The organism is Aeromonas sp. QDB25 (genome assembly GCF_027707725.1).
GTDB lineage: Bacteria > Pseudomonadota > Gammaproteobacteria > Enterobacterales > Aeromonadaceae > Aeromonas > Aeromonas caviae.
The window spans coordinates 57362-82087 of sequence record NZ_JAPCIZ010000012.1 but is presented as its reverse complement, the minus strand read 5'-3'; the positions used below and the strand labels follow the sequence as shown (position 1 = coordinate 82087).

26 protein-coding genes and 1 pseudogene are annotated in these 24726 nt (G+C 57.8%); 4 read left to right on the top strand and 23 right to left on the bottom strand.

The features are described from left to right. Positions 1 to 111 precede the first annotated feature (111 nt). From PG883_RS06535 to murJ, 10 genes and pseudogenes are all read right to left on the bottom strand, one after another. Positions 112 to 477 (bottom strand): annotated as a pseudogene (locus PG883_RS06535) (pilus assembly PilX family protein); the annotation flags it as partial. Continuing rightward, complete coding sequence (locus PG883_RS06530) at positions 474 to 1472, bottom strand: PilW family protein (protein ID WP_223919958.1); 999 nt, start codon at positions 1470 to 1472, stop codon at positions 474 to 476. The gene PG883_RS06530 and the pseudogene PG883_RS06535, both read right to left, overlap by 4 nt. Next, complete coding sequence (gene pilV / locus PG883_RS06525) at positions 1469 to 2032, bottom strand: type IV pilus modification protein PilV (RefSeq protein ID WP_029313786.1); 564 nt, start codon at positions 2030 to 2032, stop codon at positions 1469 to 1471. Before pilV ends, PG883_RS06530 begins: the two co-directional genes overlap by 4 nt. A 3-nt stretch (positions 2033 to 2035) precedes the next feature. Next, positions 2036 to 2443: a type IVa pilus pseudopilin TppA gene (gene tppA, locus PG883_RS06520; RefSeq protein ID WP_041210959.1), complete on the bottom strand. Its 408-nt coding sequence runs from the start codon at positions 2441 to 2443 to the stop codon at positions 2036 to 2038. A gap of 110 nt (positions 2444 to 2553) precedes the next feature. After that, positions 2554 to 3489: a 4-hydroxy-3-methylbut-2-enyl diphosphate reductase gene (gene ispH / locus PG883_RS06515; protein WP_069784300.1), complete on the bottom strand. Its 936-nt coding sequence runs from the start codon at positions 3487 to 3489 to the stop codon at positions 2554 to 2556. Next, positions 3489 to 3941 carry an FKBP-type peptidyl-prolyl cis-trans isomerase gene (gene fkpB / locus PG883_RS06510; RefSeq protein ID WP_010673101.1) on the bottom strand — a complete coding sequence of 151 codons (453 nt, stop codon included), beginning with the start codon at positions 3939 to 3941 and terminating at the stop codon, positions 3489 to 3491. The genes ispH and fkpB overlap by 1 nt, the downstream gene beginning before the upstream one ends. Next, entirely contained in the window at positions 3938 to 4441 is a 504-nt protein-coding gene (gene lspA / locus PG883_RS06505) for a signal peptidase II (protein ID WP_069784301.1), read from the bottom strand. The genes fkpB and lspA overlap by 4 nt, the downstream gene beginning before the upstream one ends. Beyond that, on the bottom strand, positions 4441 to 7302 hold the full coding sequence (ileS, locus tag PG883_RS06500) for an isoleucine--tRNA ligase (protein ID WP_223924393.1): 2862 nt from the start codon (positions 7300 to 7302) through the stop codon (positions 4441 to 4443). Before ileS ends, lspA begins: the two co-directional genes overlap by 1 nt. Next, on the bottom strand, positions 7302 to 8276 hold the full coding sequence (gene ribF, locus PG883_RS06495) for a bifunctional riboflavin kinase/FAD synthetase (RefSeq protein ID WP_010673098.1): 975 nt from the start codon (positions 8274 to 8276) through the stop codon (positions 7302 to 7304). The genes ileS and ribF overlap by 1 nt, the downstream gene beginning before the upstream one ends. Positions 8277 to 8486: 210 nt before the next feature. Beyond that, positions 8487 to 10049 carry a murein biosynthesis integral membrane protein MurJ gene (gene murJ / locus PG883_RS06490; RefSeq protein WP_041210955.1) on the bottom strand — a complete coding sequence of 521 codons (1563 nt, stop codon included), beginning with the start codon at positions 10047 to 10049 and terminating at the stop codon, positions 8487 to 8489. 191 nt (positions 10050 to 10240) lie between these two features. On the opposite strand from murJ, the gene rpsT reads away from it, so the two are divergent. Next, positions 10241 to 10504: a 30S ribosomal protein S20 gene (gene rpsT, locus PG883_RS06485; RefSeq protein WP_005308808.1), complete on the top strand. Its 264-nt coding sequence runs from the start codon at positions 10241 to 10243 to the stop codon at positions 10502 to 10504. 48 nt (positions 10505 to 10552) lie between these two features. Here the strand turns inward: rpsT and PG883_RS06480 are convergent, their stop codons facing one another. The 8 genes from PG883_RS06480 to rppH all read right to left on the bottom strand — a co-directional run bounded on the left by PG883_RS06480 (position 10553) and on the right by rppH (position 18199). Continuing rightward, a complete protein-coding gene (locus PG883_RS06480) occupies positions 10553 to 10855 on the bottom strand; it encodes an ArsR/SmtB family transcription factor (RefSeq protein ID WP_029313781.1) in 303 nt (100 codons plus the stop codon). 48 nt (positions 10856 to 10903) lie between these two features. Then, positions 10904 to 11836, bottom strand: coding sequence for a transcriptional activator NhaR (nhaR, locus tag PG883_RS06475; RefSeq protein WP_010673095.1), 933 nt, complete (start codon positions 11834 to 11836; stop codon positions 10904 to 10906). After that, the gene (locus PG883_RS06470) at positions 11823 to 12203 is read right to left on the bottom strand and encodes a hypothetical protein (RefSeq protein ID WP_174219042.1); all 381 of its coding nucleotides are present in this window, start codon (positions 12201 to 12203) and stop codon (positions 11823 to 11825) included. Before PG883_RS06470 ends, nhaR begins: the two co-directional genes overlap by 14 nt. 20 nt (positions 12204 to 12223) lie before the next feature. Next, the gene (gene nhaA / locus PG883_RS06465; protein WP_182955318.1) at positions 12224 to 13414 is read right to left on the bottom strand and encodes a Na+/H+ antiporter NhaA; all 1191 of its coding nucleotides are present in this window, start codon (positions 13412 to 13414) and stop codon (positions 12224 to 12226) included. Between the two features lie 279 nt (positions 13415 to 13693). Further along, positions 13694 to 14488 (bottom strand): thymidylate synthase, encoded by a 795-nt coding sequence (thyA, locus tag PG883_RS06460; protein WP_042014892.1) that lies wholly within the window; start codon positions 14486 to 14488, stop codon positions 13694 to 13696. Further along, positions 14488 to 15312: a prolipoprotein diacylglyceryl transferase gene (gene lgt, locus PG883_RS06455; RefSeq protein ID WP_043153049.1), complete on the bottom strand. Its 825-nt coding sequence runs from the start codon at positions 15310 to 15312 to the stop codon at positions 14488 to 14490. Before lgt ends, thyA begins: the two co-directional genes overlap by 1 nt. Before the next feature lie 66 nt (positions 15313 to 15378). Then, the gene (gene ptsP / locus PG883_RS06450) at positions 15379 to 17658 is read right to left on the bottom strand and encodes a phosphoenolpyruvate--protein phosphotransferase (RefSeq protein WP_270807044.1); all 2280 of its coding nucleotides are present in this window, start codon (positions 17656 to 17658) and stop codon (positions 15379 to 15381) included. Between the two features lie 13 nt (positions 17659 to 17671). Further along, a complete protein-coding gene (rppH, locus tag PG883_RS06445) occupies positions 17672 to 18199 on the bottom strand; it encodes an RNA pyrophosphohydrolase (protein WP_010673089.1) in 528 nt (175 codons plus the stop codon). Positions 18200 to 18930: 731 nt separating this feature from the next. Between rppH and mutH the strand changes: the two genes are divergently transcribed. Together mutH and PG883_RS06435 are read left to right on the top strand one after the other, a co-directional pair. Further along, complete coding sequence (gene mutH, locus PG883_RS06440) at positions 18931 to 19605, top strand: DNA mismatch repair endonuclease MutH (protein WP_048209270.1); 675 nt, start codon at positions 18931 to 18933, stop codon at positions 19603 to 19605. 83 nt (positions 19606 to 19688) lie between these two features. Further along, entirely contained in the window at positions 19689 to 20018 is a 330-nt protein-coding gene (locus PG883_RS06435) for an isoamylase early set domain-containing protein (RefSeq protein WP_010673087.1), read from the top strand. Between the two features lie 102 nt (positions 20019 to 20120). On the opposite strand, the gene rplS is transcribed toward PG883_RS06435, so the two are convergent. From rplS to ffh, 5 genes are all read right to left on the bottom strand, one after another. Then, positions 20121 to 20468, bottom strand: a complete 348-nt coding sequence (gene rplS / locus PG883_RS06430; protein ID WP_005313505.1) for a 50S ribosomal protein L19 — start codon at positions 20466 to 20468, stop codon at positions 20121 to 20123. Positions 20469 to 20500: 32 nt separating this feature from the next. After that, the gene (trmD, locus tag PG883_RS06425) at positions 20501 to 21250 is read right to left on the bottom strand and encodes a tRNA (guanosine(37)-N1)-methyltransferase TrmD (protein ID WP_010673086.1); all 750 of its coding nucleotides are present in this window, start codon (positions 21248 to 21250) and stop codon (positions 20501 to 20503) included. 34 nt (positions 21251 to 21284) lie between these two features. Further along, positions 21285 to 21806, bottom strand: a complete 522-nt coding sequence (gene rimM, locus PG883_RS06420) for a ribosome maturation factor RimM (protein ID WP_039039979.1) — start codon at positions 21804 to 21806, stop codon at positions 21285 to 21287. A 24-nt stretch (positions 21807 to 21830) separates the two neighbouring features. Beyond that, the gene (gene rpsP / locus PG883_RS06415) at positions 21831 to 22079 is read right to left on the bottom strand and encodes a 30S ribosomal protein S16 (RefSeq protein ID WP_010673084.1); all 249 of its coding nucleotides are present in this window, start codon (positions 22077 to 22079) and stop codon (positions 21831 to 21833) included. 179 nt (positions 22080 to 22258) lie between these two features. Further along, the gene (gene ffh, locus PG883_RS06410; protein WP_010673083.1) at positions 22259 to 23638 is read right to left on the bottom strand and encodes a signal recognition particle protein; all 1380 of its coding nucleotides are present in this window, start codon (positions 23636 to 23638) and stop codon (positions 22259 to 22261) included. Between the two features lie 285 nt (positions 23639 to 23923). Between ffh and PG883_RS06405 the strand changes: the two genes are divergently transcribed. After that, on the top strand, positions 23924 to 24715 hold the full coding sequence (locus PG883_RS06405; protein ID WP_010673082.1) for a cytochrome C assembly family protein: 792 nt from the start codon (positions 23924 to 23926) through the stop codon (positions 24713 to 24715). Positions 24716 to 24726: the final 11 nt, after the last annotated feature.

The window sequence follows — 24726 nt, the reverse complement described above, 5'->3', positions numbered from 1 at the left end:
TCTCATGGTGTTCCGCTTTGTTTCTTTGGCGAGAAGAAGCGTACCAGAACCGGCAGTTGGCCTCTTCTCTCCTATGCACCATGGGTGTTGCAGTTATTATCTGAATTCGCGCTGCAGTTCGACATATTTGCACGCAGGAATCACATTGCTGCTGCTGGCGTCAACCTTGCGCTTGCAGACGGTTTCGGTGCGATTGGTAAGATCGACAGCCGCCGAAGCATTGCTGCTATTGACGCTGATCGCCGCACTGGCCCCCAGAGTGGAGCCCATGCCAGCAATCACAGTCGATATGTTGTTGCTCTGCATCGCGGCTTCGATGATGCCTTCGAGTCGGTGCTCTGCCTGGCGGAAGCTGGCAGACGAGCCTGCCATCTTGAGGTCTTGCCCCGAAGATTGCATCACCACCACGGCAATCAGGGTCAGGGGCACCAGAATGATCAGGGCTATGATCAGAGCCACACCGCTCTGGGATTTCATTTCCCTCCTCCTGCAATCACCGCTGGATTACGTAATGAGACACTGGATTCCAAGAGCAAGCGACGATAACCATCGCCATTTCCAAAAACTGGTACATCACCAACTTGATAGATATTGTTATTTACATAACTACTAGACGCTTGCAGTGAACGCACCAAGATAAAGACACGAGCCGCTACGACACGCCCTTCGCTCCAGTCTTGTTCGGTCACATTATTGGTATTGGTATAGCGCTCTATCACACCATCAGGGATCGTACTCTCATCAATGCCAAGCAATACAGTTAATCCTTGAATTCCTTCAGCAATAGGACCACTAATAAGTAGTGACCCGCCATTTGGAGTAAGAATACGCTTCCTTAACTCTGGAATATTATTTGATTTATTGAGCACAGTGTAATACATGAAATGCTGATACTCCCATAGTTGAGGATCAGGCATTTCGATTACCTCACTTGGAATTGGGTCAGATTCATCAACCATGGCGAATAAGTTAGCTAGCTGAGTAGTAGTCGCCAAATAATAACGATTGCCATCTAACTCTGAATCTATAGTCTGCGGGCGGCCGACTAATCTCTTAATACTAATTACATCTGTGTTTTTTATAAATGACCATTTCGAACTATCCGTAGGAATACAGCTTGCATCTCCTCCAGTCAAACCTCCTGAGTCATTAACTCTCATGACTAACAATGCACGAACACCAGTATTTGAAGGCAGACTCCCACAAGTACTTGTAATACCGCCTAAAAGCGTCACACCCTGCCCCGTTGCCATGGGGGAACCGGTGTAGTCCCCCCAGAAGCCCGCCCACTTCAGGTCCTGGGTCACCAGACGCATCGCAATACGCCCATTCTCCTGCAACTCGCTCTGATCGAAAGCATCCTCCGTTGTGGCACGGGAAGCCACGAAGATGCTGAGGCCCCCGCCCACCAGAAATACGCCGATCAACATGGCAATCAACCATTCAATCAGGGTGAAGCCGCGAGCATTCATAGTGTGGTCGTCAGTACGAACTGACGCCTCTGTCTGTCTGCCGCATTGCCCAGCCCACAACTGTTGCGCACCGCGGCAACTGCACCGGCACCATCGGACAAAGACTCCCGCCCCTGCCAGAAGATCCCTATGGTCAAACTGTTGTTGGCGCCACGAATCACGCAGCCGACCGGAGATTGCAGAGGTGACGCGGCGCCGGATACCGCGGTTCCCAGCAGAGACTGCTGCCAGTAGAAGAGGTCCAGTGCCTGCCGCTCAGTCCTGCTGCAATCCGACATGGTGCCATTGTTGTTGGCACAGCTCGGCATATCCAGGATCGCGTTGCCGGATACCACTGTCGTTCCCTGACCAGCCCAGCTGTCTTTGTTGATCCTAGCGCGTTCGACCAGATCATTGGCCAGCCAGTTGGCGATGGTGCGCTGACGCGCTTCGTAGCTGGAAAACTTGGCGGTGACCTGCATGGCAACCAATCCCAGCAAGCCGAAGGAGAGCACCACGGCCGCAATCATCACCTCCAGCAGGCTGAATCCCCTCGTGTGTCGATGGTGCAGTGGTTTCATCGCCTAGTCCCAGCAAGCATTGTTGACGGTATCCCCGAGCCGGGTGGCACTCCGGGTGCCATCCTGGTCGATGGAGAAAATGATGCAGTCGCTGTCTGACCCCTGCGCACCAGAGGCTGTGGCAAACAGGATGTATGTATTGACCCCGGCTGAGATGACCAGGTGATAGAAGCCGGATTCGGAGTTCTCCGGGATATTCAAATCGGCTGCGGATGAGGTATACCGATTGAAGTCCATAAAATAGGTTTCTTGTCTGTTGGCGGCATCCAACAGCATTTTTTTGGCATCAATTCGGTGGCTGGACAGCAGGTAACGCTGATAGGAGGGATAGGCAATAGTGCCAAGAATCGCCACGATTGCGACGACAATCATCAATTCAATGAGAGAAAAGCCTCGATAGAACCCAATCATAACCCATCCTTGGTGACTGGCGGTTCATATAGTCTAATGCCGGATAGGTCGCAACGACAAATCCGGCATCAGGAACATAACTCTTTATTCTCAGGCCATCCTGGCCACATTCAAATAATTCTAAGCTCGGGCGGCACTTCAAACACCACATTCTCTTCCCGGCCAGGATGCTCGGTCACTATCTTGCCTCCCAGCTCGCGCAGCCGGGCGATGACATTCTGAACAAGCACATCGGGGGCTGACGCACCCGCCGTGACCCCGATACGGGCAACTCCGTCCAGCCATTGCGGCTCAATCATGGAGGCGTCGTCGATGAGGTAGGCCTTGGCGCCCACCTTCTCGGCCAGCTCCCGCAGTCGGTTGGAGTTGGAAGAGTTGCGCGATCCCACCACCAGCATGGCATCCACCAGACCGGCCATCTCCCGCACCGCATCCTGGCGGTTCTGGGTGGCGTAGCAGATGTCATCCTTGCGCGGTCCCTGGATCTTGGGGAAGTGCGCACGCAATGCATCGATGATATCCGAAGTCTCGTCCACGCTGAGAGTCGTCTGGGTAACGAAGCAGAGGTCATCCGGGTTCTTCACCTTGAGCCTGGCCACGTCTTCCGGTGTCTCCACCAGATACATGCCCCCCTCACTGTTCTCGTACTGTCCCATGGTGCCGATCACCTCAGGGTGGCCGGCATGGCCGATGAGCACGGCTTCGGAACCCTTGCGGCTGGCACGATGGACTTCCATGTGCACCTTGGTCACCAGCGGACAGGTGGCATCGAACACCTTGAGGGCGCGGGATTTGGCCATCTCGCGCACGACCTTGGCGACACCGTGAGCGGAGAAGATGACGATGCTGTCATCCGGCACCTCGTCCAGCTCTTCGACGAAAACGGCACCCGCCTCCTTGAGCTTGTTCACCACGTAGCGGTTGTGCACCACCTCGTGACGGACATAGATCGGGGCACCGAACTTCTCCAGCGCGCTCTCGACGATGCTGATGGCCCGGTCGACACCGGCACAGAAGCCACGGGGGTTAGCCAGCAGAATATCCATCAGTGAACCTTCTCCTCGTCATCAACTCCCAGGATCTCCACCTCGAAGGTGACGGTGTGACCGGCCAGGGGGTGGTTGAAATCGACCGTGACCGACATCCCTTCCACCGCCCGGATGATCCCGGGCAGTTCGCTGCCGTTGGGCTGATCGAACAGAATGATGGTACCCACCTTGGGCTCAACTTCGTTACCGAATTTGGCGCGATCGAGATGGTAGATGTTGTCGGGATTGGAAAGGCCAAACGCCTCTTCCGGCGCCAGGGTAAAGCTCTTGCTCTCCCCTTCGCGCAGCCCCAGCAGGCATTGCTCGAAGCTCGGCGTCAGACTGCCGTCTCCCATCCGCAGACGGGCAGGTTTGCCGTGCAGCGCCGTGCTGTCGGCCACCGAGCCATCTTCCAGTTTGATAGAGAAATGGAACAGCACGCTGCTGTCCGCAACAATCAGCTGGCTCATGAGGTCGCGTCCTGTTTTTTCTCACCACGGAAGCCGTCCAGTACAATCATGGCGGCACCGATGAAGATGAAGCTGTCAGCCAGATTGAACGCCGGCCAGTGGGCGCGCTGCCAGTAAAAGTCGAGGAAGTCGACCACATGGCCCAGCACCAGCCGGTCAAACACGTTGCCGAGCGCCCCGCCGATGATCAGGCTGTAGGCGATACCGCTCCAGCGCTGGGTGACCGACTGCTTGCGCAGCCAGTAGATCAGCAGGCCGCAGATGGCGAACGCCAGCACGGCGAAGAACCAGCGCTGCCAGCCCCCCTGATCTGCCAGGAAGCTGAAAGCCGCTCCCTTGTTGTAGACATGGACCAGGTTGAAGAAGGGGGTGATCTCCACCCCCGGGTAGCCAAATGGCAGCAACTTGACCACGGCGAGCTTGCTCGCCTGGTCCAGTACGAAGGCCAGCACCGCCAGCCACAGCCAACGCAGGCCGCTTTTATGTTGAGTCATGTTCATCAGGCAAATTGACGCGTTTCGCCGTCACCCTCGACGTTGGTGACGCAGCGGCCACAGATCTCTTCGTGACCCGCGATGGTACCCACGTCCTCTACATGGTGCCAGCAGCGGTCGCACTTGGCTGCGGCAGACTGGGCAACGCAGAGCCACAGGTCATCGCGCTCGGTCGCTACGGCATCTGCCGGTGCAGCATCGACGCTGACCACCTTGGCCTTGGAGGTGAGCAGCACGAAGCGCAGCTCATCGGCCAGGGCGTTCAGACGCGCGGCCAGCTCCGGCTTGGCGAACAGGGTCAGCTCGGCCTGCAGAGAACCGCCGATGCGCTTCTCGCCACGGGCCACTTCCAGCGCCTTGTTCACTTCACCGCGCACGGTGAGGATCTCGGCCCAGAACTCGTCGTTCAGCACTTCGCCCGCTTCCAGTCCGAACAGGTCGTCGTACCACTCCTCGGTGAACACGAACTCGCCGCGCTCGCCCGGCAGCAGGGCCCAGATCTCGTCGGCGGTGAAGCTCATGATGGGCGCCATCCAGCGCACCATGGCCTCGGCGATGTGATAGAGGGCGGTCTGGCAGGAGCGACGGGCCAGGCTGTCTGCCTTGGCGGTGTACTGACGATCCTTGATGACGTCCAGATAGAAGGAACCCATCTCGATGGAGCAGAACTGCATTAGCTTCTGGGTCACGCCGTGGAAGTTGTACTCGTCGAACGCGGTCACGATCTCGGCCTGTACCGCTTTGGCACGACCCACGGCCCAGCGATCCACCACCACCATGTCCGCAGGCGCAACCATATCGGTCGCCGGATTGAAGCCGTTCAGGTTGGCCAGCAGGAAGCGAGCAGTGTTGCGGATACGACGATAGGCGTCGGCAGAGCGCTTGAGGATCTCGTCGGAGACGGTCATCTCGCCGGTGTAGTCAGTGCTCGCTACCCACAGACGCAGGATGTCGGCACCCAGCTTGTTCATCACGTCTTGCGGGCTTACCACGTTGCCGATGGACTTGGACATCTTGCGGCCCTGACCATCCACGGTGAAGCCGTGAGTCAGCACCTGGTTGTAGGGCGCCTTGTCTTTCATCGCCACGCCGATCATCAAGGATGACATGAACCAGCCACGGTGCTGGTCAGAGCCTTCCAGATACATGTCGGCCGGCTTGCCGTTGAACTCGGGACGGGCGTCCACCACGGAGGCGTGGGTAGAACCGGAGTCAAACCAGACGTCCAAGGTGTCGGGCACCTTCTCGTAGTTGTCGGCATCGGCGCCCAGCAGCTCGGCCTTGTCCAGATCCCACCAGGCCTGGATGCCGGACTGCTCGACCCGCTTGGCCACCTCTTCCATCAGGCGCACGGATTCCGGGTGCAGCGCCTGGGTATCCTTGTGAACGAACAGGGAGATGGGCACGCCCCAGGTACGCTGACGGGAGATACACCAGTCAGGACGGTTCTCGACCATCGCCTGGATGCGGTTTTTACCCCAGGCCGGGACCCAGCCGCTCTGACCGTGCTGGGCAATGCCCTCTTTCTCGATACGCTCGATCTCTTCAAGAGCACGCTTGCGCAGACCCTTCTGCTCCATGCTGATGAACCACTGGGGGGTGGCACGGAAGATGATCGGAGTCTTGTGACGCCAGCAATGCGGGTAGGAGTGGTTGAATACCTTGTGATGCAGCAGGGCGCCGCGCTCGGTCAGCACCTCGACCACGGCCGCATTGGCCTTGAACACGTGCTGGCCGGCAAACAGTTCGGTATCCGGCAGATAGACGCCGTTGCTGCCAACCGGGTTGGCCACTTCCAGACCGTACTTCTGACCGACCACGAAGTCTTCCTGACCGTGACCAGGGGCGGTGTGTACCGCGCCGGTACCGGCGTCCAGAGTGACGTGGTCACCCAGCACCACAGGTACGTCGAAGCTGTAGAAGGGGTGGTTGAAGCGCAGCAGCTCGAGTGCAGCACCCTTGGCATAGCCCAGGTTGTGGAAGTGCTCGATGCCGGCGCGATCCATCACGTCCTTGACCAGCTCGGCGGCCAGGATCAGACGCTCGGGATTGTCGCCCTCTACCTGCACCAGTGCGTAGTCGAGATCGGCATGCATGGCGATGGCGCGGTTGGCCGGCAGGGTCCACGGAGTGGTGGTCCAGATCACGGCAGAGAGCGCGCCCTTGCCGGTGTGGCCTTCGGCGCAATCAAACTTGGCGGCAACGGCAGCCTCGTCGACGGCCTTGAAGCGCACGTCGATGGAGGGAGAGTTCTTGTCGTAGTACTCCACTTCCGCTTCAGCCAGCGCGGAGCCGCAATCGGTACACCAGTGCACCGGCTTGGAGCCTTTGTGCAGGTGGCCGTTTTCAACGATCTTGGCCATGGAACGGATGATGTTGGCTTCGGTCCCAAAATCCATGGTCAGGTAGGGGTGTTCCCAGTCACCCAGCACGCCCAGACGGATGAAGTCGGTCTTCTGCGCTTCGATCTGGGTTTTGGCGTATTTTCGGCACTCGGCGCGGAACTCTGCGGCGGAAACCTTCTCGCCCGGCTTGCCGACCATGCCTTCCACTTTCAGCTCGATGGGCAAACCGTGGCAATCCCAGCCCGGTACATAGGGGGAATCGAAGCCAGAAAGGCCTTTGGACTTGATGATGATGTCTTTGAGGATCTTGTTGACCGAGTGACCGATGTGAATGCTGCCGTTCGCATAGGGGGGGCCATCGTGCAGAATGAAAGAAGGCTTGCCCGCTTTGGCGCGGCGAATGGCGCCGTAAAGATCCTGATCGTACCAACGTTTCAACATGTTGGGTTCGCGTTTGGCCAGATCGCCACGCATCGGAAACTCGGTTTCCGGCAGATTCAGGGTGTGTTTATAGTCGCTCATCAGTCCTGGGTTCCCTTCTTTTCTAAAAGAGTGCTGGGTAAATGAAATTGTGGCAGCCCGAACCAGGCTCGGGCCGCCAGGGCATCTCGTTCGATCTGCTCTTTCAAGGCGGTGAAAGAGTCAAATTTCTGCTCTTCGCGCAGCTTGTGGCGAAGCAGCACCTTGACCTGCTGACCATATAGATCACCAGAAAAATCAAATAGATGTACTTCCAATCTGGCTTGTGTACCGCTCAAGGTTGGACGTACACCCACATTGGCGACACCGGGGAAAGTCTTGCCGGAACATATCACTTCCACCGCAAACACGCCACCGACCGGGACAACCTGGCGTTTGAGGGCCAGATTCGCGGTGGGAAAACCTATGGTGCGCCCCAGCTTGTCGCCATGGGCCACCCGGCCGCTGATGGCATAGGGGCGACCGAGCATCAACTCCACCTCCGCCATGCGGCCCGCTTTCAGGGCCTCGCGCACCAGCGTACTGCTGACCCGCTGGCGGGAAAGCTGGAAACTCTGGGTGCTGATCACCTCGAACCCGAAGCGCCGACCGGCCTCCTCCAGCAGGTGGAAGTCCCCTTCCCGCCCCTTGCCGAAGCGAAAATCGTCGCCGACCACCAGATAGTGCACACCGAGTTTCTCCACCAGCAGTTGCTCGATGAAGGTGCTGGCTGCCTGCTCGGCAAAACGATGGGTGAAACGCACGCAGAGCATGCGATCGATCTGCATTCCCTTGAGAGCTTCGTACTTCTCCCGCCAACGGCTGAGGCGGGCGGGCGCGGCACTGCCCGCAAACAGCTCCAGCGGCTGGGGTTCAAACAACATGACGCAGGCCGGCAGGCCAAGTTGGGCGGCCTTCTCCTGCAAACGGGCCAACACCGCGTGGTGCCCCTGATGAACCCCATCGAAGTTGCCTATGGTCAATACACAGCCCCGGTGACGGGGCTTGATATTGTGAATGCCGCGAATAAGCTCCATCAGTGCCTTGTGCGTTGCTGCCATGGAAATCGGCGGATTATATATCAGGCAGCAGGCAGGGTCAGCCCTGCCGTTGAGCCGATTTAGCCATCCCGCCCGCTTCTCGGACTCGGCCAGGAGCATCGCACCTCGTTGGCGGGTCAACCCGACAGCCCCTGAGACCGCTCCCCTATCTCCCCTGTACTGTCCCCATCCCTTGCAGCTGGCTCCTTATTGCTGATCGGCTCTCAGGTGACGTGGCCGGATCCCCAATGCCAAGAGGACAATGCCGTACAGTGCTCCGCCCAGGCAGAGCAGCAGGGTCAACTCCAGGCTGGCCTTGCCCATGCTCCAGGCCCCCCATTGGGGGAGATCCGGTGATAGATAGGCCAGAAGCCCCCCCATCAAGACCGTTGCCGCCAAGAGCTTGAGGCAGAACAGCCCGGTGTTGCGGGAAGGGCGATAAACATCCTGCTGATAGAGCCCCTTGAACAGCAGTACGGCATTCAGGGTGCCGGAGCAGGCGGTCGCCAGCGCCAGCCCGACGTAGCCGAGCGGATAGATGAAAATAAGGTTGCACACCATGTTGGCTACCATGGCCATGATGCCGATACGCACCGGCGTCCTGGTGTCCTGGCGGGCGTAATAACCGGGGGCCAGTACCTTGATGAGCATCAAGGAGAGCAGCCCCGTAGTGGAGGCCAGCAGGCTGGCACTCGACATGCTCACCTCGTGCAGACCGAACTCACCGCGCATGAAAAGCACCCGCAGTATGGGCTCGCGCAGCACGGCGATGCCGACCATGGCTGGCAAGCCGAGCAACATCACCATGCGCACCCCCCAATCCATGGTGCGAGAAAAATCAGCCGGATCCGCATCCACGTGTTTCCTGGCCAGGGCAGGCAGGATCACCGTGCTGATGGCCACCGCAAAGAGGCCGAGGGGAAACTCCAGCAACCTGTCCGAGTAATAGAGATAGCTGATGGCACCGGTAGCCAGAAACGAGGCCAGCATGGTGTTGATCAGCAGGTTGATCTGGCTGACCGACACACCGAACAGGGCCGGGATCATCAGGGTACGGATCTTCACCACCCCGGGATGGTGCCAACCCCACTTGGGCCAGACCAGCATGTTGAGCTGGCGCAGAAAAGGATACTGGAACAAAAACTGGACCAGACCGCCGAGGAAGACACCGATCGCCAGGGAGATTTCGGGGCGCTCCATCAAGGGCGCGATCCACCAGGCCGCCGCAATCATGGTGATGTTGAGGAATACCGGCGTGAAGGAGGACACGGCAAAACGGCCAAAGGTATTGAGAATGGCCCCCGCCATGGCGGTGAAGGTGATGAACCAGAGGTAGGGGAAGGTGATCTTGAGCATCAGACTGGCCAGCTCGAACTTCTCCGCCGCCGGTCCGCCATGCAGCCAGTCCCAGAACCAGCCCCATCCAAAGAGAGCCGTCAGGACACCGGAACCCAGCACCCCGAGCAGAGTGACCACGGTGACGATGCCACCCAGGGTGCCCGCCACCGCCGCCAGCAGCTCCCGAACCGCCTGCTCGTCACCGTTTTTCTTGTACTCCGTCATCACGGGCACGAAGGCCTGGTTGAATGCCCCTTCGGCAAAGAGCCGGCGCAAGAAGTTGGGAATGCGATTGGCGAAGAAGAAGACGTCTGCGGCCACCCCGGCACCGAGCAAATTGGCGATGACCACATCGCGCACCAAGCCCATCACACGGGATGCCAACGTCATTCCGGACACAATCATGCCGGATTTGATCAATTTCTTACTCAAGACGAGGCCTCTGGAACTGTCGGAAAGAAAAGAATGCTGTTAGAATCGGCCGACAGTTTAACCGTCTCCCATCTGACACACCACCGGGGGGCGGTGTTTATTTGCACAAATCATTTGACAATATGTGGTTGGGAAGGCATATTTCCGGGCCTTTTCAATACACTCGCTAAGACAGTTTTAGGAGTTTTACCTTGGCTAACATCAAATCTGCTAAGAAGCGTGCTCTTCAGTCAGAGAAACGTCGTCAGCACAACGCCAGCCGTCGTTCCATGACCCGTACCTACCTGAAGAAAGTGATCGCTGCCATCGCCTCTGGTGACAAGGCTGCTGCCACTGCCGCTTTCGCTGTTGCTCAGCCGATCATGGATCGTATGGCGACCAAAGGCCTGATCCACAAGAACAAAGCTGCTCGTCACAAGAGCCGCCTGTCTGCCCAGATCAAAGCCATGGCTTAATCAGCATCCGCTGATGAAAGCTGAAAAAACCGGCCTAGTGCCGGTTTTTTATTTGGGGTCGCTACAGTACAGTCTGTGCAACAGTCCGATCATCTCACGCACTTCATGGCTGCGCAGGGAATAATAGACCGTCTGGGCTTCCTTCCTCGTCGCCACCAGCTCATCCCGGCGCAACACCGCCAGATGCTGCGACATGGCTGACTGGCTCAATCCCAATACCTCGTTCAGCTCGCCGACCGACAGCTCCCTATCCAGCAACTGGCACAAGATAAACAGCCGCCGTTCATTGGCCAATGCCTTGAGCAGGGTGACGGCACGCCCGGCATTCGCTTCCATTTCTTCCAATTGCATCTCACCCTCCTCTTCCAAGACAGGCATCATAGCGCCGTCACCGTCGATTTAAAACGAGAGGCTTGCTGGCTGAATGGCCGTGAAATCCTCCTGCCCGGCAAAGAGGAAGGAGAAATCACTCTCGCATACTCGCTTGACCGCAGGATGTTGGATCATCCGCTCGGCAAAGATGACGTAATACTCCTCCATCAGATCCTGGGTTTCACCCAGCAGCATCACCTCCTCCCCCTCCAGGATCTCTTCTCGATAGATGGTCGGAGCCATGAAGATGCCCTGGTTGAAGAAACCGAACGCCTTCATCAGCGCCGCATCGTCGAATTCTCCCAGAATGCTGGGGGAAATTCCCTGCTGCTCGAACCACTGGGTCAGTTGACGACCCATGGCGGTGCGACGGCCCGGGATGAGCAGCTTGCGCTCTTCCAGGCAAGCAGGGAAAGGCTGGGAGGGCAGAGGCGCCTTACAGAAGAAACTGACGCCGCATCCCCCCAGACGCTTGGACAGCAACCCGGCATGCTGGCTGGAGTCTACCGGGCAATCAGAGAGGATCATGTCGAGCTTGTGCTCGCTCAACTGCTCCAGGAGCAGTTCATGGGTCGACTCGAAGCAGCGCAGGTGAATGGAACCGTCATTGGGGATCACGGAGAGCAGTACCCGGCTGGCAAGACGCTTGGAGAGTGCATCGGCGATGCCGACGTCGAACAGGATCTGGCTCTCCTTGCGGTAATTGACGATATCCAGCATCTCGTAGGAGAGGCTGAACATCTTGTCCGCATAGCGAAACACCAGTTGGCCAAGCTCGGTGGCCTCAAGGGAGCGCCCCTTTCTGATCAGCAACTTGCCGCCAAGACGCTGCTCAAGCAGTTTGATCTGACCGGTCACGGTCTGTGGGGTCAAAAAGAGGGCTTCCGCCGCCTGCGTGACGGAGCCCTTCTTCTGAGTCATCCAAAAATAGTAGAGATGGTTGTAGTTAAGGTGTGACATCCGATGGGGTTCCCGCGCCAGGCGGGCTCCGGTAGCAGCTGAGTTCAACCGCCAGAATGTCATACATGTCGCTGATCGAGTCAACCTTGTTCGCGTCGAACTGTGCCTGCAGATGGGCCTTGAGACGACCGGCATCCGGCATTCGCTCGGTGCAGTAGCGCTTGTTGGACAGCTTGACTCGCTCGCCGGCACGACTGCTCAGTGCCCGTTCGGCGAAGGTCTCTCCGAACCGGGCTTTTACCTGTGAGTCCCCCAGCATGAGTGCGCTGTCGACCACCCCGTTGAGATAGGCAGAACAACTTGCCGAGGTGGCATCCTGCTGACAATCGGCCAGACTATCTGCCCAGAGTGCAGGGCTTGCCAGCATGACTAACCATCCTAGTTTTCTCATAACCCCTCCGTACTTTGATTCGCCTCCCGATTGGGCAGCGATATCCGCAGAGCGATGTAACCGATCACGGCCGCGAGTGTGGAACCTGCCAGGATCCCGAGGCGCGAGTAGCTGCCGTAGTCCAGTCCGCCATGCTCGAATGCCAGCGATGCGATAAACATCGACATGGTGAAGCCGATGCCACACAGGATGCTGACGGCAAAGATCTGTCTGAAGTTCACTCCTTGCGGCAATTGGGCAATGCCTGATTTCACTGCCAGCCAGCTGATGGTGAAAATCCCGAGCGGCTTGCCGACGAAGAGCCCCAGGATGATCCCCATGGGGAGCGGATTGAGCAGAGCCGAGAAGTAGACCCCCTCCAGCGATACCCCGGCGTTGGCGAAAGCGAACAGCGGCAGGATCAGGAAGGCGCTCCAGGGGTGCAGCACATGCTCCAGATGCTTGAGTGGCGATGCGTAACGCTTGCCGTTGAGGGGGATCATGAAGCCCACGATGACCCCCGCCAGGGTCGCATGGACACCGGACTTGAGCACGGCAACCCAGAGCACCAGGCCGACTAGCATATAGAGTCCAATCCTGTCCTCACCACGGCGATTCATCCAGAGCAAGGTCAGGGTGGCCACCACACCTATCGCCAGCGCAGTCAGCGACAGTTGCTGGGTGTAGAAGAGGGCAATGATGATGATGACCCCCAGATCGTCCATGATGGCCAGCGCCAGCAAGAAGACCTTGAGGCTGGTCGGTACCCGCTTGCCCAGCAGCGCCATGACCCCGAGAGCGAAGGCGATGTCGGTTGCGGCCGGAATCGCCCAGCCAGCACGGGTAGCCTCGTCCCCGTAGTTGAAGAAGCTATAGATGAGTGCCGGTACCAACATGCCCCCCACGGCAGCAATGGCCGGGAAGGTTGCCTGCACCCGGGAGGAAAGCGCCCCCTCCAGCATCTCTCGCTTCACCTCGAGACCCACCAACAGGAAGAAGATCGCCATGAAGCCATCGTTGATCCAGAGCAGCAGCGGCTTGTTGATGTCGAGGGCCGCGATGCGAACCTGCACCTCGGTATTGAGGAAGCTCTGATAGTGTTGCGCCAGCGCCGAATTGGCCAGGCCGATGGCAAGCAGGGCGGCCAGGATCAGAATGATCCCGGAAGCGGACTCCAGTTTGAGAAAACGCTTGAATACATCGCTCATATCTAACTACCCATAAAATTGCATCTTTTCAGTCTAGGGCCAGAGTAGCTCAATGAAAAATCGTTTCTAATGGCTGATAACAACGAAAAAACCGAAAGCAAAACAGATAATGCCTGCTATAAGCCGGTTACTACCCTCTTTCAAGAGCCTTCTCTCCACCCGGAACATCGCATATAAATTCACAAAAAATGCAAAAAGGCGCCCGCAGGCGCCTCTAACAGCTGAGTGTCAATTCATCGTCACCTGAGAGGCGGGACTCGCCCCAGGCTCATTACTTACTCAAATAGCGACAGGCGCCTTGATCCCAGGATGGGGATCATAGCCCTGGATCTCGAAATCCTCGAATCTGTAATCGAAGATGGAGTCAGGTTTGCGCTTGATCACCAGTTGCGGCAAGGGGCGCGGCTCGCGGGTGAGTTGCAGTGCCGTCTGCTCCATGTGGTTGGAGTAGAGGTGCACGTCACCGCCGGTCCAGACAAAGTCCCCCACTTCCAGATCGCACTGCTGCGCCATCATGTGGGTCAGCAGCGCATAGCTGGCAATGTTGAACGGCAGGCCAAGGAAAACATCACAACTGCGCTGGTAGAGCTGGCAGGAGAGCTTGCCATCCGCCACATAGAACTGGAAGAAGGCGTGGCAGGGTGCCAGCGCCATCTTGTCCAGCTCGCCCACGTTCCAGGCGGAGACGATGATGCGGCGGGAATCCGGGTTGTGCTGGATGTCATCCACCGCTTTCTGGATCTGGTCGATGACAGATCCATCGGCCGCCGGCCAGGAGCGCCACTGAGCGCCATAGACAGGCCCCAGATCACCGTGCTCGTCGGCCCACTCATCCCAGATGCTGACACCGTGCTCTTTCAGATAGGCGGTGTTGGTATCGCCATTGAGGAACCAGAGCAGCTCATGAATGATGGAGCGCAGGTGGCACTTCTTGGTGGTCACCAGCGGGAATCCTTCCGCCAGATTGAAGCGCATCTGATGACCGAACAAGGAGACTGTCCCGGTGCCGGTGCGATCGGATTTGACGGTCCCTTCATCCAGAATTTTCTGCATCAGGTCGAGATAGGCACGCATTACTTCGCCTCCTTGGGTGCATTGCCGAACAGACGGGGCTGCTTGTAGGCGGCCCAGACCATGAGCCCACCCGCCACTATCATCGGGGTAGAAAGGATCTGACCCATGCTGATCTCGTTGAAGTAGAGACCCAGCTGGCTGTCTGGTTGACGAACAAACTCCACCAGGAAGCGGAACAGGCCATAGAAGAGCAGGAACATCCCGGAAATGGCGCCACGGGGTGGGTGCTTGCGCCAGAACAGGTTCAGGATGATGAAGAGCACCACCCCTTCCAGCGCGAACTGGTAAAGCTGGGACGGGTGACGCGGCTCGGGACCAGCCTCGGGGAAGATGATTGCCCAGGGGACATCGGTCACCCGACCCCACAGCTCGCCGTTCATGAAGTTGCCGATGCGGCCAACACCGAGGCCGAACGGAATCAGCGGCGCCACGAAATCCGCCACGGTGAAGAAGTGGCGCTGGGTTTTGTGGGCAAACCAGATCATGGCGGTGATCACCCCGATGAGGCCACCGTGGAACGACATGCCACCGGTCCATATCTTGAACAGATAGGTCGGGTCGGCGAGGAAGAGATCGAAGTTGTAGAACAGCACATAGCCGATACGGCCACCCAGGATCACCCCGAGAAAGCCGTAGAACAGCAGGTCGGATACCTCGTTGCGGGTCCAGCCGCTATTGGGTGCATCGGCGCGGCGACCTGCCAGCCACATGGCGAAGGCAAAACCGAACAGGTACATGAGACCATACCAGCGTACCGATAATGGTCCCAAACTGAATGCTACGGGATCAATCTGCGAGAAAACCCAATATCCGTCGTGCTGCATAGGCGGCCCCAATCATAAGAAAAGCCGCATTCTCCGATCATTCTTACGCAGTAACAAGGTGGAATATCAATCGGGCAGCCTGACCTTGTGCCCAGCCCGCAGCAATCCGCCCAGACCGTGCTCTTCCAGATATCGGGCAAACAGGCCCCGCAGCACGTGAGGATTGTCATGCTTGAGACCATCCGCCATCAGCGCCTTCAACTCGCCAAGGTCGGATTGCCGCAGCACGTATTTGATGCGGGAGATGTTGTGGGTATTCATGCTGAAACGGCGATAGCCCATGGCCAGCAGCAGCAGCACCCCGACCGGATCGCCAGCCAGCTCGCCACAGACAGAAACCGGCTTGTGATAGCGCCGGGAGGCATCGACCAGCAGCTGCAAAGCGCGGATCACCGCGGGATGGAAGGCATCGTAGATGCTGGCGACACGGGCATTGTTGCGATCCACCGCCAGCAGGTACTGGGTCAGGTCGTTGCTGCCCACCGACCAGAAGTCGATGAGCGGCGCCATCTCCGGCAGGATGTACAGCGCGGAGGGGACTTCGATCATCACCCCGAGACTGGGGTAGCGGATCACCGCATCGCGGCTGGCCGCTTCTTCCGACACCTCGCGCCACGCCTGATCCAGCAGACGACGGGAGGCCTTGATTTCACTGACACTGCTGATCATCGGCAGCATGATAGCCAGATTGTCCAGCCCTTCGCTGGCCCGCAACATGGCCTTGAGCTGCACCAGGAAGAGTTCGGGGTGATCCAGGGTGAGCCGGATCCCCCGCCAACCAAGGAAGGGATTTTCCTCCACGATGGGGAAATAGGGCAGTTGCTTGTCCCCCCCCACATCCAGAGTCCGCATGCAAACCGGGCGATCCCGATAGGTTTCCAGGATCCCGCGATAGCGGGCAGTCTGCTCCCACTCCGAAGGGAAGCTGTCCTGCAGCATGAAGGGGATCTCGGTGCGATAGAGCCCGACCCCGTCCGCCAGATGATTGAGGGAGATCTCGGTATCCGCACTCAGCCCTGCGTTGAGCAGCAGAGAGACCTTGGTGCCGTCGGCGGTCTCGGAGGGCTGGTTGTCGACGCTACGCACCAGTGTGTCGAGTGTCCGCTCCTCACTCAGCAGTTGCCGGTACTCGGTCAGGATCACCTGGTTGGGTTCGATGAAGAGATCGCCGCTGTAGCCATCGATGACCAGGGTGCGACCGCCGATGTCACCGAGGGGCAAATCCACCCCCATGATGGCCGCCACCCCCATGGCACGGGCCAGGATGGCGGCATGGGAGTTGGTCCCGCCCTTGAGCGACACCACACCGCTCAGAAATTCCCTCGGGATCTCCGCAAGGATGGTGGCCGTCACTTCATCGGCGACCAGCACCACGGGTTCGCCGATGGTGAGCTGCTCGGGTTCGTCCTGCACCAGCCGGCTGATGAGCCGCTGGGCGATGTCTTTCACATCGGTGGAGCGCTCCCGCAGATAGGGATCCTTCATCCCCTTGAACTGCTCTATCAGCCGATCGCTGATGAGTTTGACCGCGGAGATGGCGGTCCAGTGTTCCTTGCTGACCTTGTTGCGGATGGGCTTGATGTAGCCGGGATCGTTAAGCAGGTGCAGATAGATGTCGAAGATGGCGACCGAGTCCTGGCTGTAGCTCTCGCGAAAGCGCAGTGCCAGGCTCTCCAGATCGTGGCGCACTTCCTCCACCGCCAGCTCGAGACGGGCAAGCTGCTTGGCATGATCCTCGTCCTTGCGCGGCGTGATGGTATTGAGCGCCTTGCGCGGACGCCACACCCAGGCCTTGGCGATGGCGATGCCACTCGCCCCGGCAATACCGCGCAGCGGCTTGCTCCAGTCGGTCTTCTGCAGCCACCCCTTGGCCTGGGCCTGGGCGATGCGGGCAGCCAGCTGAGCCGCCAGGGTGACCATGAAGGACTCCTCCCCCTCATCGAAGAGGCGGCTCTCCTTCTGCTGCACGACCAGAATCCCCACCACCTGACGCTGATGCATGATGGGAGCGCCGAGGAAGGAGCGAAACGCCTCTTCCGCCACATCGGGCAGGAACTTGAAACTGGGGTGAGAGGGGGCATCGGCCAGGTTGATCAGCTCTTCACGCTGACCCACCAGGCCGACGATACCCTGCTCGAACGGCAGGGTGGCCTTGCCCACGGCCGATTCGGCCAGACCATCGGTCGCAGCCAGTCGATAGCGGCGCATGTCCGGCTCGGCTACATAGACGGAGCAGCAGTCCACCGTCATGGCGAGCCGGGTCTGGCTCACCAATGCTTGCAAGGCCTGTTCGAGGGTGTTGGCCTCGGCCATGCTTTCCACGATGCGTCTGAGTTCCGTCAGCAACTAGTTGTGCTCCTTAACGCGAGCGGTTGCGCCGCCCATCTTTTCGGTTAGCCTGCACCACGGGGACTGGCATGGCCAGCGGGGCAAACTCCTTCATCACCCGGCGGTAAACCTCCCGCTTGAAGGAGACGACCTGACGAACCGGGTACCAGAAGCTGACCCAACGCCAATCATCAAATTCCGGGTGACCATGACAGCCAAACTGGATCCTGGACTCTTTGCCAGGATCGAGCTGCAACAAAAACCATTTCTGCTTCTGGCCAATACAGACCGGTGAACTGTCCCAGCGGACGAGTCGTTTGGGTAAGCGATACTTCAGCCAGTTGCGACTGGTCGCCAGTATGGTCACATCGTCCTGCTTGAGGCCTATCTCCTCATACAGCTCACGATACATGGCCTGTTCCGGCGATTCACCATCATCAACCCCCCCCTGCGGAAACTGCCAGGAGTGCTGCCCATAGCGCTTAGCCCACAATACTTGTCCGTCACGGTTACAGATCACGATGCCGACATTGGGACGAAATCCGTCACCATCTATCACGTGATCACCTTATAAAGGCTGAATCTATAACGAGATTGTTCCACATTCACCCCGTGGCGGCAAACAGGGACTGTCATCTTCCATTCATGAATAACTTGGCATTTCAAGCAAAGTTATAAACAAATTAAAGGTTCATACTAGGCAAGTTGCCCACCCAGACTGTGCATAAACCTGTGATCAAGCAGGTATATACAGTAGTTTTATACTGTGGCATTGCACGGAAGCATATCATACCCGATTCACTTAAAAACAAAATATACATTTAAATACATAAGGTTATAGTTTAATTGCTGGATCAAGATCCATGTCTTTTGCCTAAGAGGATCCAGCCTGTCAATTGTGAACAAGTTCGACTGCTCAAAGATCCACCAAGACGGATTTATCCACAGATATGGCGCATTATCTGCACCGAAATGGCGCTGAAAATCGGCGTACTCTCACATTTATTTCTGGTGCCACGCTTCCTTTCACCACTTTACGCCAGTTATCCAAGATTTCTGTGGATAACTGTGTGCAACAGCTCGCACAAACCCTTGGACAACTCGTTTATGCGGGGAACCGGCGGGCCAACATACTGGATAAATAAAGTAAAATCCTTTAAAATCATTTAGATATGTTGAATTCTGTCACCCATGTCTCCCTGTGTATAGTCGGGCGAGGATCGGTTATAAAATCAGCGATACCATGCAAGGATCCGTATTGCGATGTCTATTATCTCCAGAGGAGCCCTCATGCCCGCCAATCCCCAGTCAGAACAAGAGCTGCTCAGTCGAGCCTACGCCATGGCTGGCTTCACTCTGGCCCAGCTTGCCGCAACGGCAGGCATCCCCGTACCGCGGGATCTCAGGCGTGACAAGGGCTGGACAGGGCAGTTGATCGAGTGGCAGCTGGGGGCCAGTGCAGGTAGCCGTCCCGAGCAGGATTTTCCGGATCTCGGTATCGAGCTCAAGACGATCCCCGTCGATCCTCAAGGGCGCCCGCTGGAAACCACCTTTGTCTGCGTGGCCCCCCTCATCGGGGTCAGCGGCCAGCGCTGGGAGGAGTCGAACGTGCGCAACAAGCTGTCGCGGGTGCTCTGGATCCCGGTGGAAGGCAGCCGCGACATCCCTGTCGGCGACCGTCGCGTCGGCATGCCGCTGCTATGGAGCCCGAATAAAGAGGAAGAAGAACTGCTACGCCAGGACTGGGAAGAGCTGATGGACATGATAGTGCTGGGGGAAGTGGAGCAGATCAGCGCCCGCCACGGCCAGGTATTGCAGCTACGCCCCAAGGCGGCCAACAGCAAGGCGCTGACCCGCGCCATCGGCCGCAATGGCCAACCCATCATGACGCTACCACGGGGCTTCTACCTCAAGATCGAGTTCACCCATCAACTCCTGCAGCGCCATTTTGCCCTCCCCCTTTGATCCTGTTTATCAACATCCTTGTCATAAAGTGATATAAAAATAACCAGCGCTACTTTCTTCGCAGCCAGTGACAAGGAGTCCATATGCCGATCAACAAGCAATTCCTCAAATCCCGTCCCGAGGTCAAGGTGACCTTTGCCGTCGAAAAGGAGGCCGCCGGTGATGCCGAGCAGGTCTTGCTGCTGGGTGAATTCAGCCAGTGGCAGCCCATTGAACTGAAGAGGATGAAAAACGGGGAGTTCAAGGCGACACTCAACCTGCCGACCGATGGCCCCAGCCATTTCGAGTATTGCTATCAGCTAGTGCAACCCGATGGTGAAACCCTTTATGACAACGACTGGGAGGCGGACGACTATGTGCCTGGCCCCTTCGGGCGTGACAACTCTGTGGTGCGGGTCAGCCAGCCCGGTTGAGCCAATACCCCGCACACGGATACAAAAAAGGCTCGCCATTGGCGAGCCTTTTCACTACCTGTCGAGCTTTTCGCCGACATACCGACACCAATTCGAATCGAATTAGTTGAGCTTCTCTTTGATACGAGCAGCTTTGCCGGACAGGTTGCGCAGGTAGTACAGTTTGGCGCGGCGAACATCACCACGACGCTTCAGTTCTACACTGTGGATCAGCGGAGAGTGAGTCTGGAATACACGCTCAACACCTTCGCCGTTGGAGATCTTGCGAACGGTGAAAGCAGAGTGCAGACCGCGGTTACGCTTGGCAATCACGATGCCTTCGAAAGCCTGCAGACGCTCTTTACCACCTTCTTTAACACGAACTTGAACACGTACGGTGTCGCCCTGGGCAAAAGCCGGGATGTCGGTACGCAGTTGCTCTTGTTCAAGCTGCTGAATAATCTTGCTCATTGTCTTTCCTTACCTAGGATAAACTGAAAACTCTACTTAACGCTGTCACGCACTTCGCGGACATACTCGGCAAGAAGTGATTCTTGCTCGTCAGTCAGAGCTAGGTTGTTAATAAGTTCCGGCCTTCTCTGCCAGGTTCGTCCGAGCGATTGCTTGAGTCGCCAGCGCCGAATCACTTCGTGATTGCCGCTTGTCAGCGCCTCGGGCACCGTCAGCCCATCCAACACCTCCGGCCGAGTATAGTGGGGATGATCCAGCAGCCCATCCGTGAAGGAGTCCTGCTCGGCACTAGCCTGATCACCCAAGACCCCCGGGACCAGACGCGAAACCGCATCGATCAGGGTCATGGCAGGCAACTCGCCACCACTTAACACGTAATCCCCGATAGACCACTCTTCGTCGACTTCGGTTTGTATCACGCGCTCATCGATACCTTCGTATCGACCGGCGACCAGAATCAGTTTCTGATTCGTCGCCAACTCGGTCACGCCCGCTTGAGTCAGCTTGCGTCCCTGAGGAGAGAGATAGATGACTTTCGCCCCGTCTCCCGCCGCTTGCTTGGCTGCATGAATGGCATCACGCAGCGGCTGAACCATCATCAACATGCCGGGCCCACCACCATAAGGACGATCATCGACCGTACGGTGTTTGTCGTGGGTGAAGTCCCGAGGGTTCCAGCACTCAATCTGCAGCAGGCCACTCTTGACGGCCCGACCCGTTACCCCGTGCTCGGTAATGGCTCGGAACATTTCCGGGAAGAGGCTAATGACCCCAATCCACATAAGAAACCTCCGGCACCCGTGTTAGCGCGGGAAACTAGAAACCAGGATCCCAATCAACTTCGATTGTTCGAGCAGTCAGATCAATATTCTTGATCACCTGCTCTTCCAGGAACGGTATCAACCGCTCCTTTGCACCAAAGGCATCTTTTACATTGGCCTCAACCACCAACACATCGTTGGAGCCGGTTTCCATCAATTCGGTCACCTTGCCCAGGTCGTATCCCTTGGTGGTTACCACGGTGCAACCAATGAGGTCACGCCAGTAGAACTCCCCTTCGGGCAACGCAGGCAACAGATCGGCGGGGACGCCAATCTCGACGTTGGTCAATGCCAGGGCATCCTCACGCACATCGATACCATCGAGTTTGCAGATCAGACCCTTGTTATGACGCTTCCAGGATGACACCCGGATTTCACGCCACGCCCCGTTCTGATTGATCAGCCAGGGGTTGTAATCGAAAATCGCTTCGGCAACATCGGTGAAGGAGTTCACTTTAAGCCAGCCCTTGATCCCGTAAACGGTCCCCAGGGTGCCCAGAACTACAGGTTTTTCCACCTTAACTCCCTACCGTTTGGCTGATTAAGCAGCTTTGGCAGCGTCTTTGATCAGCTTGGCAACGCGGTCAGAAACAGCGGCACCAGTAGCAACCCAATGCTCGATACGAGCCAGGTCCAGGTTCAGCTTTTCAGCGTTACCAGCAGCAACCGGGTTGAAGAAACCGACGCGCTCGATGAAACGACCGTCACGGGCGTTACGGCTGTCAGCAACTACTACCTGGTAGAACGGACGCTTTTTCGCGCCACCACGTTGTAAACGAATGGTTACCATATCGTCCTCATAAACATCTAATGAACAAGGCCTGCAAATACGCAGACCCTAGCTTAAAATAAGCCGCGTAATTCTACTTGGATTCGTAATAATTGCAACCAAGCCAGCTATTTTTTGCGCAGGGATTGGCATGAAAAAGGCTCACCAGGGTGAGCCTTTCTACCTGACCAGCAGGAAAATCAGAACGGACCGCGACCGCCACCACCGAATCCGGGGGGCAGCATGTTCTTCATCTGGCCCATCATCTTGCGCATGCCGCCCTTGCCGGACATTTTCTTCATCATGCGCTGCATCTCGGTGAACTGCTTGAGCAGCTTGTTCACATCCTGGACCTGCATGCCGGAGCCCGCAGCGATGCGGCGCTTGCGGGAGCCCTTGATGAGATCGGGATGGGCACGCTCTTTCGGCGTCATGGAGCTGATAATGGCCTCCATCCGCACGGTGAGCTTGTCATCCATCTGATCCTTGATGTTGTCCGGCAGGCCGGACATGCCAGGCAGCTTGTCGAGCATCCCCATCATGCCACCCATGTTGCGCATCTGGGCCAGCTGCTCACGGAAGTCTTCCAGATCGAAGCCCTTGCCACTCTTGACCTTGCTGGCCAGCTTGGCCGCCTTCTCTTTATCGACGTTGCGCTCCACCTCTTCGATGAGAGAGAGCACATCCCCCATACCGAGGATGCGGGAGGCGAGACGATCCGGATGGAACGGCTCCAGCGCGTCGGTCTTCTCGCCCATACCGATGAACTTGACCGGCTTGCCGGTGATATGGCGAACCGACAGTGCGGCACCACCGCGGGCATCACCGTCTGCCTTGGTAAGGATCACACCGGTGAGCGGCAGCGCTTCGTTGAAGGCCTTGGCGGTATTGGCAGCATCCTGGCCTGTCATGGCATCCACCACGAACAGGGTTTCGACCGGCTTGATGGTGGCGTGCAGATCCTGGATCTCCGCCATCATTTCGCCATCGACGTGCAGACGACCGGCAGTATCGACGATCACCACGTCATAGAACTTCTTGCGCGCCTGATCGATGGCGGCAGTGGCAATGGCGATCGGTTTCTGGCTGGCATCACTCGGGAAGAAGTCGACACCGATGTCGCCCGCAAGTGTCTCAAGCTGCTTGATCGCCGCCGGACGGTAGACGTCCGCACTGACCACCAGCACCTTCTTCTTGCTGCGCTCCTTGAGCAGTTTGGCCAGTTTGCCGACCGTAGTGGTCTTACCGGCCCCCTGAAGACCTGCCATCAGGATGATGGCCGGCGGCTGGGCAGCCAGGTTGAGCTGTTCGTTGGCCTCCCCCATCACGGTGACCAGTTCGCCATGGACGATCTTGATGAACGCCTGGCCCGGGCTCAGGGATTTGGCCACTTCCTGGCCCACAGCTCGTTCCTTGACGCGCGCCACGAAATCGCGCACCACCGGCAGGGCGACGTCCGCCTCGAGCAACGCCATGCGGACTTCGCGCAGGGTATCCTTGATGTTCTCTTCGGTCAGGCGGCCGCGGCCGCTGACATTGCGCAGGGTGCGCGAGAGTCGTTCAGTCAAATTCTCAAACATGACGCTTTCCGGTTCTTGGCGTGACACTGGGGGCATTATACCCCGGTCAGCACTCTAGGGACGATTACTCGCCGCTTGCCGCGGCGGCCTGCCATCGAACGGGCAGGTCAACAAATGGAGGGCAGTATACCCCAGTCAACGCCGGAGGACGATTATTCGCCGCACGGTGGCCATCAACGCCTACTTATATGTGGGCAGTTAGCCTCTGGCACAACTGGCGAGCATATCTTGTGCAAGGTATACTGCCCCTCTTATCCATAAAGCTTGTTTGACAACGACCTGGTTATGATCGTGATCTCTGTTCTGGCCCTGGCGTTTTACCTGCTGGCCATCATCGCCTCACTGCACCTGCTGCTCAGCGCCAAGCCCGTCGGGCAAGTATCGCTGTTCGCCTGTGTCGGCCTGGCCCTGACCGCCCATGGCATGGCGGTGGGCAGCGAAGTGCTGGTCACCCATTCCGGCCAGAATCTCAGCATGTTGAACGTGGCGTCCCTGGTCAGCCTTATCATCAGTTGCTTCATGACCTGCGTCACCCGACGCTTCAACGGCTGGATCCTGCTGCCCGTCGTCTACAGTTTTTCAGCCCTGCTGCTGGCGGCCAGCGCGCTCATTCCCGGGCGCTACATCACCCATCTGGAAGCGCACCCCCAGTTACTGCTGCACATAGGCCTCGCGCTGATGGCCTATTCGGTACTGATGATCGCCTGCTTGTTTGCCCTCCAGCTTGCCTGCCTGGACAGGCAACTGAAATCCAGAAAGATCAGCCACCTGCCAGCCATGCCACCCCTGATGACGGTGGAGAAGCGCCTGTTTCAGCTCATTTCCGCAGGTCTGCTGCTGCTGACCCTCTCCATCGCATCCGGCCTGTTCTTCCTGGAAGACATGTTTGCCCAGGGCAAATCCCACAAGGCCATCCTCTCTATCCTGGCCTGGTGCGTCTACGCTCTGCTGCTCTGGGGTCACCATACCCGTGGCTGGCGCGGCCGCAAGGTCATCATGCTGAGCCTCATCGGCAGCTTCATCCTGACACTGGCCTATTTTGGCAGCCGTTTCGTCAAGGAAGTGCTGCTTAGCTGACACACGAACAT